16 protein-coding genes are annotated in these 17,608 nt (G+C 71.0%); 7 read left to right on the forward strand and 9 right to left on the reverse strand.

Features of this window, described 5'->3' with window-relative positions; genetic code table 11:
- Window positions 1-170: 170 nt before the first annotated feature.
- Both AB8O64_RS19435 and AB8O64_RS19440 read right to left on the reverse strand, forming a co-directional pair.
- Entirely contained in the window at window positions 171-1,625 is a 1,455-nt protein-coding gene (locus tag AB8O64_RS19435) for an ArsA family ATPase (protein ID WP_370420255.1), read from the reverse strand.
- Complete coding sequence (locus AB8O64_RS19440) at window positions 1,622-2,617, reverse strand: ArsA family ATPase (protein WP_370420256.1); 996 nt, start codon at window positions 2,615-2,617, stop codon at window positions 1,622-1,624. Before AB8O64_RS19440 ends, AB8O64_RS19435 begins: the two co-directional genes overlap by 4 nt.
- A gap of 72 nt (window positions 2,618-2,689) precedes the next feature.
- On the opposite strand from AB8O64_RS19440, the gene AB8O64_RS19445 reads away from it, so the two are divergent.
- From AB8O64_RS19445 to AB8O64_RS19460, 4 genes are all read left to right on the forward strand, one after another.
- Complete coding sequence (locus AB8O64_RS19445; protein ID WP_003967454.1) at window positions 2,690-2,848, forward strand: DUF4177 domain-containing protein; 159 nt, start codon at window positions 2,690-2,692, stop codon at window positions 2,846-2,848.
- Window positions 2,845-3,309 (forward strand): RidA family protein, encoded by a 465-nt coding sequence (locus AB8O64_RS19450; RefSeq protein ID WP_370420259.1) that lies wholly within the window; start codon window positions 2,845-2,847, stop codon window positions 3,307-3,309. Before AB8O64_RS19445 ends, AB8O64_RS19450 begins: the two co-directional genes overlap by 4 nt.
- A gap of 62 nt (window positions 3,310-3,371) precedes the next feature.
- The gene (locus tag AB8O64_RS19455) at window positions 3,372-4,241 is read left to right on the forward strand and encodes an NUDIX hydrolase (protein ID WP_370420260.1); all 870 of its coding nucleotides are present in this window, start codon (window positions 3,372-3,374) and stop codon (window positions 4,239-4,241) included.
- Window positions 4,238-5,068, forward strand: a complete 831-nt coding sequence (locus tag AB8O64_RS19460) for an MBL fold metallo-hydrolase (protein WP_356451388.1) — start codon at window positions 4,238-4,240, stop codon at window positions 5,066-5,068. The genes AB8O64_RS19455 and AB8O64_RS19460 overlap by 4 nt, the downstream gene beginning before the upstream one ends.
- 192 nt (window positions 5,069-5,260) lie before the next feature.
- On the opposite strand, the gene AB8O64_RS19465 is transcribed toward AB8O64_RS19460, so the two are convergent.
- Window positions 5,261-5,935, reverse strand: coding sequence for a Crp/Fnr family transcriptional regulator (locus AB8O64_RS19465; protein ID WP_004939715.1), 675 nt, complete (start codon window positions 5,933-5,935; stop codon window positions 5,261-5,263).
- 250 nt (window positions 5,936-6,185) lie between these two features.
- Between AB8O64_RS19465 and nth the strand changes: the two genes are divergently transcribed.
- The 3 genes from nth (at window position 6,186) to AB8O64_RS19480 (ending at window position 9,171) form a co-directional block, all read left to right on the forward strand.
- Window positions 6,186-7,163 carry an endonuclease III gene (gene nth, locus AB8O64_RS19470; RefSeq protein WP_370420261.1) on the forward strand — a complete coding sequence of 326 codons (978 nt, stop codon included), beginning with the start codon at window positions 6,186-6,188 and terminating at the stop codon, window positions 7,161-7,163.
- A 43-nt stretch (window positions 7,164-7,206) separates the two neighbouring features.
- The gene (locus AB8O64_RS19475; RefSeq protein WP_130878380.1) at window positions 7,207-7,890 is read left to right on the forward strand and encodes a CoA pyrophosphatase; all 684 of its coding nucleotides are present in this window, start codon (window positions 7,207-7,209) and stop codon (window positions 7,888-7,890) included.
- Between the two features lie 81 nt (window positions 7,891-7,971).
- Window positions 7,972-9,171 (forward strand): MarP family serine protease, encoded by a 1,200-nt coding sequence (locus tag AB8O64_RS19480; protein WP_370420263.1) that lies wholly within the window; start codon window positions 7,972-7,974, stop codon window positions 9,169-9,171.
- 36 nt (window positions 9,172-9,207) lie between these two features.
- On the opposite strand, the gene AB8O64_RS19485 is transcribed toward AB8O64_RS19480, so the two are convergent.
- The 6 genes from AB8O64_RS19485 to AB8O64_RS19510 all read right to left on the reverse strand — a co-directional run bounded on the left by AB8O64_RS19485 (window position 9,208) and on the right by AB8O64_RS19510 (window position 17,214).
- A complete protein-coding gene (locus AB8O64_RS19485) occupies window positions 9,208-9,417 on the reverse strand; it encodes a hypothetical protein (protein WP_365205446.1) in 210 nt (69 codons plus the stop codon).
- Between the two features lie 196 nt (window positions 9,418-9,613).
- Window positions 9,614-10,612, reverse strand: a complete 999-nt coding sequence (locus AB8O64_RS19490; RefSeq protein ID WP_370420266.1) for an alpha/beta fold hydrolase — start codon at window positions 10,610-10,612, stop codon at window positions 9,614-9,616.
- The gene (locus AB8O64_RS19495) at window positions 10,609-11,067 is read right to left on the reverse strand and encodes a phage holin family protein (protein WP_370420267.1); all 459 of its coding nucleotides are present in this window, start codon (window positions 11,065-11,067) and stop codon (window positions 10,609-10,611) included. Before AB8O64_RS19495 ends, AB8O64_RS19490 begins: the two co-directional genes overlap by 4 nt.
- Window positions 11,068-11,145: 78 nt before the next feature.
- Window positions 11,146-12,543, reverse strand: coding sequence for a Na+/H+ antiporter NhaA (gene nhaA, locus AB8O64_RS19500; protein WP_370420268.1), 1,398 nt, complete (start codon window positions 12,541-12,543; stop codon window positions 11,146-11,148).
- A gap of 210 nt (window positions 12,544-12,753) precedes the next feature.
- On the reverse strand, window positions 12,754-14,721 hold the full coding sequence (gene acs, locus AB8O64_RS19505) for an acetate--CoA ligase (RefSeq protein WP_370420270.1): 1,968 nt from the start codon (window positions 14,719-14,721) through the stop codon (window positions 12,754-12,756).
- A gap of 192 nt (window positions 14,722-14,913) precedes the next feature.
- On the reverse strand, window positions 14,914-17,214 hold the full coding sequence (locus AB8O64_RS19510) for a SulP family inorganic anion transporter (protein ID WP_370420272.1): 2,301 nt from the start codon (window positions 17,212-17,214) through the stop codon (window positions 14,914-14,916).
- Window positions 17,215-17,608 lie beyond the last annotated feature (394 nt).

Raw genomic sequence — 17,608 nt, forward strand, 5'->3', positions numbered from 1 at the left:
AGCGGTGACGTCGCGCGTGGTGGCACCCGAGCAGTCGTCCGATGCCGACGCTGCCGGAGCCGACGATGCCGGTGCCGTGCCGACTCGGTACCGGGGCGCGTCCGTGCCTACCGTTGCGTGCTTCTCGCGGCGCCCTGAGCGCCCTTTGCCGTCTCCTACGGGCTTGTCTCCTACGGGCTCTCGGCACCCTTGCCGTCCGCGGTGGGCTCCGCGGGGGCGGTGTCGTGCCGGGCCGACTGGACCGCGAGACGTTCACCGATCGCCCGCAGGCCTGCCAGATCGTGTACATCTCCGGGCAGGGCGGCCACCTCGGCCACAGGGACCTCGGGGTGCAGCGAAGTGAAGCGGTCGCGCGTACGACGCTCACGGGCGAGGACCTGCATGCGTTCGGCGTGCAGACGCAGCAGTCCTGCGGTGAGGCGCGCGGTGGAGTCCGTGGACGGCGCGGATGGTGCGGGGTCTCCTGAGGGCGCGGGCTGGGGGGAGCCGCTCCTGGGAGAGGACGTGTCGGAGGGAGTGCGGGTGCCGGGGTCATCGGTGGTACGTGAGCCAGTCTGCCCGCTGTCTCGATCCACAATGCCGACGCCATCAAGATTTTCTGAGGAATCCGGGGTGCGCGGGACTCCCGAGCCGTCGGCCAGGGCCTGCGCCGCGGCCAGGGCCCGCTCGGCCGAGAGACGTGCCGCCCCGCTGCCGTGCACCCGGTTCAGTACGAGCCCGGCCAGCGGCATCCGTTCGGCGGCCAGCCGTTCGACGAAGTAGGCCGCTTCCCGCAGGGCGTCCCGCTCCGGGGCGGCGACGACCAGGAAGGCCGTACCCGGGGCCTGGAGCAGCCGGTAGGTGGCGTCGGCCCGGGTACGGAAGCCGCCGAACATGGTGTCCATGGCGGAGACGAAGGTCTGTACGTCCCGCAGGAGCTGTGCCCCCATCAGCTTGTTGAGCGGCCCGCTCATCATCGACATGCCGACGCCCAGGAACTTCATCCCGGCCCGGCCGCCGATCTTCGCCGGTGTCATCAGGACCTTGATGAACTTCCCGTCCAGGAAGGAACCCAGGCGACTCGGCGCGTCGAGAAAGTCGAGCGCGGAGCGGCTCGGCGGGGTGTCGACGACGATCAGGTCCCACTCGTCGCGGGCGCGCAATTGGCCGAGTTTCTCCATGGCCATGTACTCCTGCGTACCGGCGAAACCGGCCGACAGGGACTGGTAGAAGGGGTTCTCCAGGATCGCCCGGGCGCGCTCCTTGTCGGCGTGCGTCTCGACGATCTCGTCGAACGTCCGCTTCATGTCGAGCATCATGGCGTGTAGTTCGCCACCGGCGGAGGTATCAATTCCGGTTACCGGGCGGGGCACGTTGTCGAGTTCGTCGATACCCATCGACTGAGCCAGCCGACGGGCCGGATCGATGGTGAGGACGACGACCTTCCGGCCGCGCTCGGCAGCCCGGACGCCCAGCGCGGCGGCGGTCGTGGTCTTGCCGACGCCGCCCGAACCGCAGCACACCACGATGCGGGTCCGGGGGTTGTCCAGGACCGGGTCGATGTCGAGGACGGACGCGGCGTCGAGGCCGTTCGCCCAGGCGCCGCCGGCGCCCGCCGTGACCGCGTCCCCTGCGGTGACACTCACCGAGCCACTCCTTGCTTTCGCAGTTCGCGCGCCATGCGGTACAGACCCGCCAGGTGCACGCCGTCGCCGAGCAGTTCCAGTTCGTACGTGGGGAGGCCGAGCCCGGATATCTCGGCACGGCCGCGACGCTCCAGGGCGACCCGCTCGGTGTGCTCGCGGGCCTGCTCGACCAGAGGGTCGACCAGCTGCTCGACGAGGCCGGCGCGGTCCGCCCCGGCGAATCCGGTCTGGGCCAAGGCGTCCGACAGGGCTCGCGCCACGGCCGCCCGGCGACCGTTGGCGGCGACGTCGACGGCCGCCGCGTCGAGTATTTCCGGCCGCACCATGTTGATGACCACGCTGCCCACCGGCAGCTTCGCGCCGCGCAGTTCGGCGATGCCGTCGACGGTCTCCTGGACGGGCATCTCCTCCAGCAGCGTCACCAGGTGCACCGCCGTCTCGGGCGACTTGAGCACCCGCATGACGGCCTGCGCCTGATGGTGGATCGGGCCGATCCGGGCCAGCCCCGCCACCTCGTCGTTGACGTTGAGGAAGCGGGTGATGCGACCGGTGGGCGGGGCGTCCATGACGACGTGGTCGTAGACGAAGTTGCCCAGACGGTCCTTGCGGCGCACCGCCTCGCACGCCTTGCCCGTCAGCAGGACGTCCCGCAGTCCGGGCGCGATGGTTGTCGCGAAGTCGATGGCGCCGAGCTTCTTCAGCGCCCGTCCGGCGCTGCCGAGCTTGTAGAACATCTGGAGGTAGTCCAGGAGCGCGCGCTCGGCGTCGATGGCGAGCGCGAAGACCTCGCCTCCGCCACCCGGCGCGACCGCGATCTTGCGTTCCTCATAGGGCAGCGCCTCCGTCTCGAAGAGCTGCGCGATGCCCTGTCTGCCCTCGACCTCGACCAGCAGGGTGCGCTTGCCCTCGGCGGCGAGGGCGAGCGCGAGGGCGGCGGCGACCGTGGTCTTGCCGGTGCCGCCCTTGCCGCTTACGACATGGAGCCTGCTCATGATTCGGAGCCTAACCAGTCCCGGAGCGGGCTACGCACGAGGCTGTCGGTGGGAGGCATTACAGTCGGGCCCATGACCAAGTGGGAATACGCGACTGTGCCGCTGCTCGTCCATGCGACCAAGCAGATTCTGGACACCTGGGGCGAGGACGGCTGGGAGCTCGTCCAGGTCGTGCCGGGGCCGAACAACCCCGAGCAGCTGGTGGCCTACCTCAAGCGGGAAAAGGCGTGAGCGCCGTCGAGAAGCGGCTCGCCGAGCTGGGCCTGACCCTGCCGGATGTCGTGCCGCCGCTCGCCGCGTACCAGCCCGCCGTGCGGACCGGTAATTACGTCTACACCGCCGGACAGCTGCCCATGGTCAAGGGCTCCGTGCCCGCGACCGGCAAGGTCGGTGCCGAGGTCAGCGCGGAGCAGGCCAAGGAGCTGGCGGCCGTCTGCGCGCTCAATGCCCTCGCCGCCGTGAAGTCGGTCGTCGGCGACCTCGACAAGATCGTGCGCGTGGTCAAGGTCGTGGGCTTCATCGCCTCCGCCCCGGACTTCACCGCACAGCCGGCCGTCCTCAATGGCGCCAGCGAGCTGCTGGGCGAGGTCCTGGGCGACAAGGGCGTGCACGCGCGCTCCGCCGTGGGCGTCACGGTGCTGCCGCTGGACGCGCCGGTCGAGGTCGAGATCCTGGTGGAAGTACGGGACTGACCGCGGGAGGGGGCCCGAGCGGTCCCCTCGAACATCCGCGCGTGAGCGCATAGCATCCGGCCATGTCGACTTCGAACGGCCAGTGGTACCCGCCGGAGTGGCCGGACCGGATCAGAGCGCTCACCCGTGGGGAGCTCCGGCCCGCCGCGCCCCGCCGCGCCGCGACCGTACTGCTGGTGCGTGACACCACCGGCGGCCCCACCGTTCATATGCTGCGCAGACGCGCCTCCATGGCTTTCGCCGGAGGCGCGTACGCGTATCCGGGGGGCTCCGTGGACCCCCGCGACGAGCGGGACGTGCCCTGGGCCGGCCCCTCGCGCACCGAGTGGGCCCGCCGCCTCGGTGTCGACGCCGCCTCCGCCCAGGCCATCGTCTGCGCCGCCGTCCGCGAGACCTTCGAGGAGGCGGGCGTGCTGCTGGCGGGCCCGACGCCGGAGTCGGTCGTCGCGGACACCACCGGCGCCGACTGGGAGGCCGACCGGGCGGCGCTCGTCACCCGCGAGCTGTCCTTCGCGGACTTCCTCGACCGGCGCGGCCTGGTGCTGCGCAGCGATCTCCTCGGGGGCTGGGCGCGCTGGATCACCCCGGAATTCGAACCGCGCCGCTATGACACCTGGTTCTTCGTCGCGGCGCTCCCCGAGGGCCAGCGCACCCGCAACGCGTCCACGGAGGCGGACCATACGGTCTGGGCCGCGCCCGCCGAGGCGGCCGCCGGCTACGACCGGGGCGAGCTGCTGATGATGCCGCCGACCATCTCCACGCTGCGCGCGCTCCTGCCGTACGGGACCGTCGCCGAGGTCCTGGCGGCCGCGCGCGAGGCGGACCTCACACCCGTGCTCGCGCAAGCCCGCCTCGTCGCGGGCGAGATCGTGCTGAGCTGGCCGGGACACGGCGAATTCACCAAACACATCTCTTCAGGGGCCGACGCATGACGTTCGCAGCAGCTCTTCCCGGCAAGCCGCGCGAGGGCGCCATCGGCGGCCCCGCGACCGCCCGCGCGGTCTGCGTGCTGGCTTCCAACCCCTCCGCCATGACGCTCGACGGCACCAATACCTGGATCGTCTCCGAACCCGACTCCGACCTGGCCGTCGTCATCGACCCGGGGCCGCTGGACGACACCCATCTGCGGGCCGTCATCGCCACGGCCGAGTCGGCGGGCAAGCGCGTCGCGCTGACGCTGCTCAGCCACGGCCACCCCGACCACTCGGACGGCGCCGGGCGTTTCGCCGAGCTGACGGGTACGTCGGTACGGGCGCTGGACCCCGCGCTGCGGCTCGGTGGCGAGGGGCTCGGCGTGGGTGACGTCATCACCACGGGCGGCCTGGAGCTGCACGTCCTGTCCACCCCGGGGCACACCGCCGACTCCCTGTGCTTCCACCTGCCCGCCGACCGGGCGGTTCTCACCGGTGACACGGTCCTGGGGCGCGGCACCACGGTCGTCGCCCACCCCGACGGGCGGCTCGGCGACTACCTGGACTCGCTGCGCCGGCTGCGCTCGCTCGCGGTCGACGAGGACGTGGTCACGGTGCTTCCCGGTCACGGGCCCGTGCTCGACGACGCCCGGGGCGCCATCGAGTACTACCTGGCCCACCGCGCCAAGCGGCTCGCCCAGGTCGAGACCGCGGTCGAGAACGGTCACGGCACCCCGGCGGAGGTCGTCGCCCATGTCTACGCGGACGTCGACCCCTCGCTGTGGCCCGCGGCGGAACTCTCGGTGCGGGCGCAGCTGGACTATCTCGGCGAGCACGGGCTGATCTGACCGAGCCGGAGTCGAACGCGCTGTCGGGCCCTGCCGGTGAACCACAGGGCAGCACTCCGGCGGCGCACAGGTTGATCTGAGGGGCCGGCAGGCGCCCGAGGGTCCCTGGGTACGCGAAAGCCCCTGCCACGCGCCTGAGCGGGCGGCAGGGGCTTTTACGTGTGTGCGTACGAGCGTACGTACGCCCCGGGGTCAGCGGGAGCGCTTGGCGAGCCGCTCCACGTCCAGGAGGATCACCGCGCGGGCCTCCAGGCGGAGCCAGCCACGGCCCGCGAAGTCCGCGAGCGCCTTGTTGACGGTCTCCCGGGAAGCGCCGACCAGCTGGGCCAGCTCCTCCTGGGTGAGGTCGTGCACGACGTGGATGCCCTCTTCGGACTGGACGCCGAAACGGCGGGACAGGTCGAGGAGCGCCTTCGCGACACGGCCGGGGACGTCGGAGAAGACCAGGTCCGACATCGAGTCGTTGGTGCGGCGCAGTCGGCGGGCGACCGCGCGCAGCAGGGCGGTGGCCACCTCCGGCCGGGCGTTGAGCCAGGGCTGGAGGTCGCCGTGGCCGAGGCCGAGGAGCTTGACCTCGGTGAGGGCGGTGGCGGTGGCGGTGCGCGGGCCGGGGTCGAAGAGCGACAGCTCGCCGATCAGCTCGCCCGGGCCCAGGACGGCCAGCATGTTCTCGCGGCCGTCGGGGGAGGTGCGGTGCAGCTTCACCTTGCCCTCGGTCACCACGTAGAGCCGGTCACCGGGGTCCCCTTCGTGGAACAGGGCGTCGCCCCTCGCGAGGGTGACCTCGCCCATGGAGGCGCGCAGCTCAGCGGCCTGCTCGTCATCGAGCGCCGCGAAAAGCGGGGCGCGCCGCAGAACGTCGTCCACGAGTTCTCTCCTTGTCGACATGCACAGAGGACCGTGGTCCCCATGATGCCCGTCGGTAAAACTGTGTGATCAAACACAAGTGTGGCGCATCGTCGACCGAAGCCCTACGGCAGGGGTCCGATTGGGCTGCGGTTTTCCTGCGGCCGGGGCGGATGTCAGTGCTGGGCTCTAGTCTGGCCGGGTGTCCAATACGCCGGTGAGAGCACAGGGCAGGGGAACCGGGAGGGTGATCCCGGCCCGCGATTCCGCTGTGGGCGAACGTGTGTCCGCGAAGAAGACGAATGCCGCGACGGGCCCCAAACCGCCGGGTGGCGAAGCGGCCGCGAAGATCGGCGAGGCCGACGGATCCGTCGCCGTTCCCGCCCCGGGCTCCGCCTCCGGACCGACCGGTTCCGTCAGAGGATCCGGCTCCGGGCCCACCTCCAGGAGATCAGTGAAGGCCGCTGCCGCCAAACCGGCGAAGACGGAGTCCCGGACCGCGCTCGTCCGCCGGGCGCGTCGTATCAATCGCGAGCTCGCCGAGGTCTATCCGTACGCCCACCCCGAGCTGGACTTCGAGAACCCCTTCCAGCTGCTCGTCGCCACCGTGCTGTCCGCCCAGACCACGGACCTGCGGGTCAACCAGACCACCCCCGCCCTCTTCGCGGCCTATCCCACGCCGGAGGACATGGCGGCGGCCGACCCCGAGACGCTGGAGCAGCTCATCCGGCCGACGGGCTTCTTCCGCGCCAAGGCCAGATCCCTGCTCGGCATCTCCGCCGCGCTGCACGAGCGCTTCGACGACGAGGTGCCGGGGCGCATAGAAGACCTGGTGTCCCTGCCCGGCGTGGGGCGGAAGACCGCCCATGTGGTCCTGGGGAACGCCTTCGGTGTGCCCGGCATCACCGTCGACACGCACTTCGGGCGACTCGTCCGGCGCTGGAAGTGGACGGACCAGCAGGACCCGGAGAAGGTCGAGGAGGAAATCTGCTCGCTCTTCCCGAAGAGCGACTGGACGATGCTCTCGCACCGCGTGATCTTCCACGGCCGGCGTATCTGCCACTCCCGCAAGCCCGCCTGCGGCGCCTGCCCGATCGCGCCGCTGTGTCCGTCCTACGGCGAGGGCGAGACGGATCCCGAGAAGGCGCGGAAGCTGCTCAAGTACGAGAAGGGCGGCCAGCCCGGTCAGCGGCTCAAGCCCCCGCCCGACTACCCGGGCCTGCCGGCCCGTCCGCTGGGAGCCGAGTGACCGCACGCCCGCCAGTGACCGCACACACGCCGAGGGGACACGCATGACGAGCACGTACGGCGGTGGGACCGCCATCACCTCCGAGGGGCTGCCCGAGTGGCTCGCGCCCGTGGCCCAGGCTGCGAGAACGATCGAGCCGCACCAGCTGAGCCGCTTCCTCCCGCCGGAGACGGGCGGTCGGCAGTCCGCCGTGCTGGTGCTCTTCGGCGAGGGTGAGCAGGGCCCCGAGCTGCTGCTCCTGGAGCGGGCCGGGACGCTGCGCTCGCACGCGGGCCAGCCGTCGTTCCCCGGTGGCGCGCTCGATCCACAGGACGGCGATCCGGCCGGTGACGGGCTGCTGCGGGCCGCGCTGCGCGAGGCCGAGGAGGAGACCGGCCTCGACGCGTCCGGCGTGCAGATCTTCGGTGTCCTGCCGCAGCTCTACATCCCTGTGAGTGGTTTCGTCGTGACGCCGGTGCTCGGCTGGTGGCGCGAGCCCAGCCCGGTCGGCGCGGTCGACCAGGCGGAGACGGCCAGAGTGTTCACGGTCCCGGTCACCGAGCTCACCGACCCGGGGAACCGGGCGATGGCCGTCCACCCGAGCGGTCACCGGGGTCCGGCCTTCCGCGTCGGCGGCGCGATGGTCTGGGGCTTCACCGCCGGGGTGATCGACCGGATCCTGCACTTCGCGGGCTGGGAGCGCCCGTGGGACCGCGAGCGCCAGGTCTCCTTGGACTGGCAGGGCTGATCCGCGTGAGACGGTGGCCTGCGAGCCACCCGACCCGAGGCCGACGACCGCGCCGGCCCCTTCAATGCGAGGCATTTTTCGGTGAACGTGCTGGACATCGTGCTGCTGCTCGCCGCCGTGTGGTTCGCGGTCGTCGGCTACCGCCAGGGCTTCGTCGTCGGCGTGCTGTCGGTGATCGGCTTCCTCGGCGGTGGCCTGGTCGCCGTCTACATCCTCCCGGTGATCTGGGACAGCGCCACCGACGAGGCCACACCGGGCACGCTGGCGGCCATCGCGGCCGTCGCGATCGTCATCGTCTGTGCCTCGGTGGGGCAGGCCGCCACCACCCACCTCGGCAGTAGGCTCCGCCGGCACATCACCTGGTCGCCGGCGCGCGCCCTGGACGCGGCGGGCGGCGCGCTCGTCAATGTCGCCGCGATGCTGCTCGTGGCCTGGCTGATCGGCTCCGCCCTCGCCGGTACCTCCCTGCCCACCCTCGGCAAGGAGGTCCGCAATTCCAAGGTGCTGCTCGGCGTGGCCCGGGTGGTTCCGGCCCAGGCCAACACCTGGTTCGCGGACTTCAGCACGGCCCTCTCCCAGAACGGCTTCCCGCAGGTCTTCGCGCCCTTCTCCAACGAGCCCATCACCTCCGTGCCCGCACCCGACCCCAGGCTCGCCGGCAGCCCCGTCGCCACGGCTGCCCAGCGCAGCATCGTCAAGGTCGTGGGCACCGCGCCCAGCTGCGGCAAGGTCCTCGAGGGCACCGGTTTCGTCTTCGCACCGCACCGGGTGATGACCAACGCCCACGTCGTCGGCGGCGTCGACGAGCCGACCGTGCAGGTCGGCGGCCAGGGCCGGCGCTATGACGCGACCGTCGTCCTCTACGACTGGAAGCGGGACATCGCCGTCCTGGACGTGCCGTCACTCGACGCGCCGGTGCTGCGCTTCGCCCGGGACGACGCGGAGAGCGGCAAGAGCGCCATCGTCGCGGGCTTCCCCGAGAACGGCTCGTACGACGTGCGCGCCGCCCGCGTCCGCAGCCGCGTCCAGGCCAACGGACCGGACATCTACCACCGCGGCAATGTCCGGCGTGATGTGTACTCCCTCTTCACCACGGTCCGCCAGGGCAACTCCGGCGGCCCGCTGCTCACCCCGGACGGCAAGGTCTACGGCGTGGTCTTCGCGAAGTCCCTGGACGACGCGGACACCGGCTATGCCCTGACGGCGGACGAGGTGCGTGAGGACGCCGTCGTCGGCAGCACGGCCACGGGCAGGGCGGACAGCCAGGGCTGCGCGCTCTGAGGCGGTGGTTGCCGGTCCGGAGCGGTCCGGGGGTGGTCAGCGGCCGCGTGGATGGCGCAGCCGCGCCGACACCCATCGGGCGCGGCGGCGGATGATGCGCGGAATGCCGATGTGGGGGTCGTGACAGGCCTCCGGCCCGTGCTCACCCCGCATCGCGCTCTCGGATGCCTCCGTCACGGCCAGCGCGGCATCGCCCTCGGCGCCGCGCTGCTGCGTCACATCACGGTAGTCGTGCGTCCAGCCCATACCGAGGTCTGTGCCCGGCCCCAAAGGTCCGTAATCGCCTGGGGGTCCGTCAATTGGCCTATGCGGGAGGCAATTGGCCATTCGACGGACAGCTGTTCCCGTGTGTTCGAGGGTGAGCCGGGGGCGAGAGAGGCCGACGGGGCGGCTCAGGGGGCGGCGCTGTCGCTCCCCTCGGGGGCAGCCCCTGCCGTGTCGGCTAGCGGTCCGGCTCCGGGTCCTTGAGCCAGTTGATCAGCTCGGTCGAGTACGCCACCGGATCCTCTTCATGCGGGAAGTGTCCGAGTCCGTCGAACAGCCGCCAGCGGTACGGTGCCTCCACGTACTCCCCGGAGCCCGCCGCGCTGCGGGTGCGCATCACCGGATCGAGGGACCCGTGCAGGTGCAGCGTCGGCACCCGCACCGGCCGCTTCATGCGGCGGTTGAACTGGATGCCGTCCGGACGTGCCATCGACCGCACCATCCATCGGTACGGCTCGATCGAACAGTGGGCCGTCGAGGGGATCGACATGGCCCGCCGGTAGGTGTCGACCGCGTCGTCGTCCGGCAGCCGGGGCCCCGACCACTCGCGGATCAGCCGGCCCACCAGCGCGGCGTCGTCCGCGACGAGCTGGCGCTCCGGCAGCCAGGGGCGCTGGAAGCCCCAGATGTACGAGCCCGCCGCGCTCTGCTTGAGGTCGGCGAGCATCGACGAGCGCCAGCGGCGCGGGTGCGGCATCGAGGACACCACGAGCCGCCGGACCAGCTTCGGCCGCATCACGGCCGCTGTCCACGCCAGATAGCCGCCCAGATCATGGCCGACCAGCGCGGCATCCGGCTCGCCGAGGGAGCGGATCACACCGGTGATGTCGAGAGCGAGATTCGCCGGGTCGTAGCCCCGGGGTGTCCGGTCGCTGCCCCCCACGCCGCGCAGATCCATCGCCACCGCCCGGAACCCCGCGTCCGCGAGCGCCGGCAGCTGATGCCGCCACGTCCACCAGAACTGCGGAAAGCCGTGCAACAACAGCACCAGCGGCCCCTCGCCCATCTCGGCGATATGGAACCGCGCACCGTTGGCCGCGACCTCCCGGTGGGTCCACGGCCCGTCGGGGCGTACGACCGCCGAGGGCGAGGACGCGGAGCCGGTGGGCGCGGGCGGGATGACCGGTGAGTCGGGTTCGGGGGACGCGGGCGCTGCGGAAGTATCGGGCACCGTCATACGGACGAGCGTGTCACAGATGCGTCCGCCTGGCTCGTGCCGACCAGCGGACGCGGGTGCGGCTTGACCGTGCCCAGCACGGCCGCCGTCTCCTTGGCCGAGGCGATGCTCTTCTCCGGCTTGCTGACCTTCTTGAACTTGGCCACCGCCAGCAGCCCGAGAACCGCCGCGATCACCAGGAACGCCCCGCCGACGATCAGGAAGGACCAGGCGAGCCCGAGGCCCAGGTTGTGGATCCCGTATGCGGCCGCGAAGCTCAGCACCGGCAGCGAGAAGAGCGCCAGGGTGCCGGCCGCGGCGATCGCGCCGCCGCCGATGCCGACGCGCTTGACGTCCTGCCGCAGCTCGGCCTTGGCCAGTGCGATCTCGTCGTGCACCAGCGCGGACAGCTCGGTGGTGGCCGTCGCCACCAGCTGGCCGAGGCTGCGGTTGGCACCGTCGTCGGCTGCGCTCATCGGCTGCTCCCTCATCTTCATCAGCTTCGTCATCTGCGGGTCTTGGGCGCGTCTTCAGCGGATGTAAAGACCCTTAGATCATGCCGGACCATCGTCGCCGGTGGTGTGCCCGGAGGCGACTTCGGCCAGCCTGCGGTGTTCTGCGGCCTTCGCTTCGTGGATGGCGGCCATCCGGAGGTGGTAATCCGGGTTGCCGTGTTCGTAAATGTCCGGTATTCCGTCCTGGTCCTCGTCCCGCTCCTCATCCGCGCACAGCTTCTTGTACTTGTTGTCGCGCAGCTTGAGCAGTGTGCCCGCGATGACGGCGGCTATCAGCGAACCGATGAGTACGGCTGCCTTCACCTCATCGGTCAGAAGTTGGTCGCCGGCGAAGGCCAGCTCGCCGATCAGCAGGGACACGGTGAAGCCGATACCGGCCAGTGAGGCGACGGCCAGTACGTCCGGCCATTCGAGGTCGGGGTTCAGCTCGGCCTTCGTGAAACGTGCCGCCAGCCATGTGCCGCCGAACACGCCTATCGCCTTGCCGACGACCAGGCCGAGGACGACGCCGAGCGTCTCGGGCTTGCGGAAGACGTCCGACAGCGCGCCGCCGGAGAGGGCGACGCCCGCTGAGAACAGCGCGAACAGCGGTACGGCCAGCCCGGCGGACAGGGGGCGGACCAGGTGCTCGATGTGCTCGCCGGGGGAGTACCGCTCGCCCTCGTGACGCGTGCAGCGCAGCATCAGGCCCATGGCAACGCCCGCGATGGTCGCGTGCACGCCGCTGTTGTACATCAGCGCCCAGTTGACGATCGCCAGCGGCACGTAGATGTACCAACCGCGCACACCCTTGCGCAGCAGCAGCCAGAAGACGGCCAGGCCCAGCACAGCGAAGCCGAGAGCGGCGAAATCGAGCTGCGAGGTGAAGAAGACCGCGATGATCAGGATCGCGAAGAGGTCGTCGACGACGGCGAGGGTCAGCAGGAACGCGCGCAGCGCCGAGGGCAGGGCCGTGCCGATCACCGCCAGTACGGCGAGGGCGAAGGCGATGTCCGTGGCGGTGGGCACGGCCCAGCCGTCCAGAGCACCGCCACCGGTCTTCGCGACGGTGAAGTAGACGAGCGCGGGGGCGGCCATGCCGCAGATCGCGGCGATGACGGGAAGGGCGGCCGCCTTCGGGTCGCGCAGCTCACCGGCGACCAGCTCGCGCTTGAGTTCTATGCCCGCGACGAAGAAGAAGACGGCCAGCAGACCGTCGGCGGCCCAGTGCTGCACCGAGAGATCGAGGCCGAGGGAGCCGGGGCCGAGGTGGAAGCCGCGGATGGTCTCGTAGCTGTCGCGCAGCGGGGTGTTCGCCCAGAGCAGCGCGGCCACGGCCGCGACGAGCAGCAGCACGCCGCCGACGGTTTCGGTGCGGAGGGCTTCCGCCAGGTAGTTGCGCTCGGGCAGCGGCAGCCGTCCGAGGAAGACGGAACGGCGGTTCTTGGGCGCGGCCACGACGGTGGACCTCCTGGGGCGACTGGATACACGTGTGCTGTGTGCCGACCAGACTTCCCGGCGCGCCTTTGATTCTTGTCGCAATTTTTACGCGATGAGTACTTACCTTAACCGGAAAGAGTGAAGGGCACCCGGTCACCGGGTGCCCTTCATCGGTTTGCCTGCTTCCGCGCGCCCTGCTCCGGGCCGCGGTCGCGTGGCTCGACCGGGTCAGTCCTCGCTGCTCGCGGCGGGAAGCTGGGACTGGATCAGGCTCATGACCGAGGAGTCGGTCAGCGTGGTCACATCGCCGAGCGTGCGGTTCTCGGCGACGTCCCGCAGCAGACGCCGCATGATCTTGCCCGAGCGGGTCTTGGGCAGCTCGGCGACCGGCAGGATCCGCTTCGGCTTGGCGATCGGGCCGAGCTGCTTGGCGACATGCGCCCGCAGCTCCTCGACCAGACCCGCTTCCTCGGCGTCGGCGTTGCCCCGCAGGATGACGAAGGCGCAGATGGCCTGGGTGGTCTGCGGGTCGTTCGCGCCGACGACGGCGGCTTCGGCGACCTTGGGGTGCGAGACGAGCGCGGACTCGACCTCCGTGGTGGAGATGTTGTGGCCCGAGACCAGCATCACGTCGTCCACCCGGCCGAGCAGCCAGATGTCGCCGTCGTCGTCCTTCTTGGCGCCGTCACCCGCGAAGTACTTGTGCTCGAAGCGCGACCAGTACGTGTCGATGTAGCGCTGGTCGTCGCCCCAGATGGTGCGGAGCATCGACGGCCACGGCTCGGTGAGGACGAGATAGCCGCCGGCCCCGTCGGGCACCTCATTGGCGTCGTCGTCCACGACGGTCGCCGCGATGCCGGGCAGGGGCACCTGCGCCGAGCCGGGCTTGGTCTCGGTGACCCCCGGCAGCGGGCTGATCATCATGGCGCCGGTCTCGGTCTGCCACCAGGTGTCGACCACGGGCGTCCTGTCGGCACCGATGTGCTTGCGGTACCAGACCCAGGCCTCGGGGTTGATGGGCTCGCCGACCGAGCCGAGGATCCGCAGGCTGCTCAGGTCGAACTTGGCCGGGATGTCGTCGCCCCACTTCATCGCGGCGCGGATCGCGGTGGGAGCGGTGTAGAGGATCGTCACGCCGTACTTCTGGACGATCTCCCACCAGCGCCCCTGGTGCGGGCTGTCCGGGGTGCCCTCGTAGAGGACCTCGGTCGCGCCGTTGCTCAGCGGTCCGTAGACGATGTAGGAGTGGCCGGTCACCCAGCCGACGTCGGCCGTGCACCAGAAGACGTCCGTCTCCGGCTTGAGGTCGAAGACGGCGTGGTGGGTGTACGAAGCCTGGGTGAGATAGCCACCGGTGGTGTGCAGGATGCCCTTCGGCTTACCGGTGGTGCCCGAGGTATAGAGGATGAACAGCGGGTGCTCGGCGTCGAACGCCTGGGGCGTGTGGCGGTCGGACTGGCGCTCGACCAGATCGTGCCACCAGACGTCGCGGCCCTCGGTCCAGGCGATGTCGTCCTGGCCGGTGCGGCGGACGACGAGGACGCTGCGGACGTCCTCCGTGCCGGGGCGGGTCAAAGCCTCGTCGACGGCGGGCTTGAGGGCGGAGGCCTTGCCGCGCCGGTAGCCACCGTCGGCGGTGATGACGACGCGGGCGTCCGCGTCCTGGATGCGAGTCGCGAGGGCGTCCGCCGAGAAACCGCCGAAGACGAGAGAGTGCGGGGCGCCGATCCGGGCGCAGGCCAGCATCGAGACGACCGCTTCGGGGATCATCGGGAGGTAGATGGCGACCCGGTCCCCGGCCTGGACACCGAGCTCGGTCAGGGCATTGGCGGCCTTGGAGACCTCACGCTGCAGCTCTGCGTAGGTGATCGAACGGGTGTCGCCCGGCTCGCCCTCGAAGTGGATGGCCACGCGGTCACCGAGGCCGTTCTCCACGTGGCGGTCGACGCAGTTGTACGCCACGTTGAGCTTGCCGTCCGCGAACCACTTGGCGAACGGCGGGTTCGACCAGTCCAGCGTCTCGGTCGGCTCGGTCTCCCAGCTCAGGCGGCGGGCCTGCGCGGCCCAGAAGCCCAGCCGATCAGCCTTCGCCTCCTCGTACGCCTCCGCCGAGACATTGGCCTTCGCGGCCAGGTCGGCAGGCGGTGCGAAGCGGCGCTCCTCCTTCAAGAGGTTGGCCAGGCTTTCGTTGCTCACGACATCTCCCTTTCCCAGGGTGCCCGTTGCGTCCCGGCCATAGCTCATCAGCCCGGGGCACACCCTGACAAGGGGTGTGGACAAAAATTGGTTTAGACCTGTCCTTTGTTGGGGTTCCACGAGGTCAGACGGGTGGGCGGGGCGCGGGGACACGCGCGAGGCCGTGCTTCCGCGTCGCCCGGCAGCGGCGCGTCACACGGCGTCCAGCACCTCCGGGCGGACCGCGGTGAAGGTGCGTGACCGCTCGTCCAGTACATACGCCTGCGCTTCGGCCACATGGAAGTACATGCCCTGCAGGCGCAGCGCACCCTCGGCCACCCGCCGGGCCACGCAGGCGTGGGCCCTCAGATGGTCGAGCTGCTGGAGGACGTTGACGAGGGCGAGCCGTTCGACGTCGTCGGACACGGGCCGGTCGGCGAGTGCGACTTCCCCGCGGCCGAGCCGTCCGATGCGCTGCATCCGGGCCACGCTCGGCCGGCCGTGCCGGAGCCAGCGCCCGAGCGGGGTCGGTGCGCCGGGCTCGGGGGCGGAGGTGTCGAGGAGGGCCTGCATCGCGCCGCACCCCGAGTGCCCGCACACGGTAATGGTGCCGACCTTCAGCACCTCGACCGCGTACTCCACCGCGGCCCCGACCGAGTCGCATGTGCCGTCGCTGCCGGGAGGCGGCATCAGATTGCCGACGTTGCGCACGGTGAAGAGATCGCCCGGGCCGCTCGAGGTGATCATGCTGGTCACCAGCCGGGAGTCGGCGCAGGTCAGAAAGAGCTGGCTGGGGGTCTGACCCTCACGGGCCAGCCGCGCCAGCTCGTCCCGTACGAGGGGTGCCGTATTGCGCTGGAACGCGCTCACCCCGCCGAGGAGTTGCTGATCTCCGCTGTGCTTGACGCCGGGCTTCGCGGCTGCGGTGGTGCGGGTGCAGCGGTGGTTGTGCCAGGGGGTCCAGGGGCGGCACACGTGCGTGCTGGCGGGCTCCGCGATGGGCCGGCCGTGACGGCCTCGCAGAGTGACCCAGCCGCCACCCGCCCGATGGGAGTTGGACCAGGTCTGCAGCGCGTCGTACGCCGCGTGGTCCATGAAGGAGCCGCCCAGCTCGACCACCGCATTGGCCTCGGCGGGCACCTGGGCGAGTGCCCGGGACAGCCGGGGGACCGCGAGGAACGTCAACTGGCCATTGACGCGGACCCGATGGCAGTCCCTGTCCGCGTCCACGGTGATACGGGTATGGGCGAGACGCCGCAGGGAGAGGAAGGCCGCGATCGCGATGCCGACGGCGACTCCTTGCAGCACTCCCAGGAGCACCACGGACCCGAGCGTGGCCGCGTACATGGGGAACTCGCGGTGCCGCTGTACGTGCTTGATGTGCGCGAAGCTCACCATCCGTACGCCGACCGCCATCACCAGCGCGGCCAGCGCGGCCAGTGGGATCAGCTCGAGCACGGTGCTGAGCAGCGCCGCACATACCAGCACCCACACGCCGTGCAGGACCGTGGCCTTCCGTGTGGCGGCGCCCGCCTCGACGTTGGCCGTGCCGCGGATCGCGCCGCCCGCGATCGGCAGCCCGCCGAGCAGCCCGGACACCACGTTCGCCGCGCCCTGGCCCGCGAGTTCGCGATCCAGTGAGGCGGGAGGGTGCTCTCCGTCCGACCGCGCGGCGCGCAGGCGGTCCACCGCGACGGCGGACAGCAGCGACTCCATGCTGGCCACGAGCGTGACGGTGAGGACGGCCGCGAACACGCCGAGCACAGGACCGTCGGGCAGGGCGGGCAGGACGCGCAATTCCCACTGGGGAAGGTTGACCCGGGGCAGATCCATGCTGACGGCGGCCGCGGTGGCGGCTGCCACGGCCGCGAGCGGTGCCGGAAGCGTACGGGCCCACCGTCCGGCCCGGCCGGGCAGCTTCGGCCAGCACGCCACCACGGCCACCGTGATCCCGCCGACCAGCAGCGCGGCCGGGTGCGGGTCCGCCAGCCGCGAGGGCAGCGCCGCGAGGTTCTCCAGCGCGGAGATGTTGGGGTGGTCGCCCAGCACGACGGGAAGTTGGCCGAGCGCGATCGTGACGCCGATGCCGGCGAGCATGCCGTGCACGATGGCCGGGCTGACGGCCAGCGCGCTACGGGCCACGCGGGCGGCGCCGAGGGCGAGTTGAGCCAGCCCGGCGAGCGCGGTGATCGCGCACGTCGCCCGCCAGCCGTAGCGCTGCACGAGCTCGGCAGTGACGACCACCAGGCCGGTGGCGGCGCCGCTGACCTGGAGCGGGGCCCCACCCAGCAGACCGGCGACGATCCCGCCGACCGCTGCCGCGACCAGCCCCGCCTGGAGCGGCGCGCCCGTCGCGAGCGCGATGCCGAGTGAGAGCGGGATCGCGATCAGAAAGATGACCACGGAGGCGGAGAGGTCCTGGCGCCAACTGCGCGGGCGCCGGACCGGCAGGTCCTGGCCGCCCGACTGGGCCGGGGGCGTGGGGTGATTCGTCTGCGTCGGCTGAGCGTGCATGGGCGTTCCCGTCTTCGTCGGGGCGGCGCGGCCGAGCGGTGATGGGGCGCGGCCGTGGTCACGGCGTGCAGCGGCGGGAGCGGCTGCGATGGCGGGCTTTTCTCAACTCTGAGTAAACGAATCGTAATGGAGAGTAAAGAGATGGGGAAGTTCGCCAGGGCTGGCGGAAGGCGACTTCCTTCCAACGAGTGAATCCGTACGTCTATCTGCTTGTCGTTCCATACCTCTATCGGACCCATGTGGCAGTGGCGTTGGGCGCGGCCGGGTGCCGGAGGGTGGGTGGGGGGCCTCGGGTGCTTGGAGGCGAAGGGGGAGGGATTCGGCGTCCACCCTCTCGCGGACGCGCGGGCCTGCTGTCCGCGATCGAATTCACCCTTGGTCGGCATAAAACCGA

It is taken from the genome of Streptomyces sp. QH1-20 (assembly GCF_041283565.1).
Taxonomy (GTDB): Bacteria; Actinomycetota; Actinomycetes; order Streptomycetales; family Streptomycetaceae; genus Streptomyces; species Streptomyces syringius.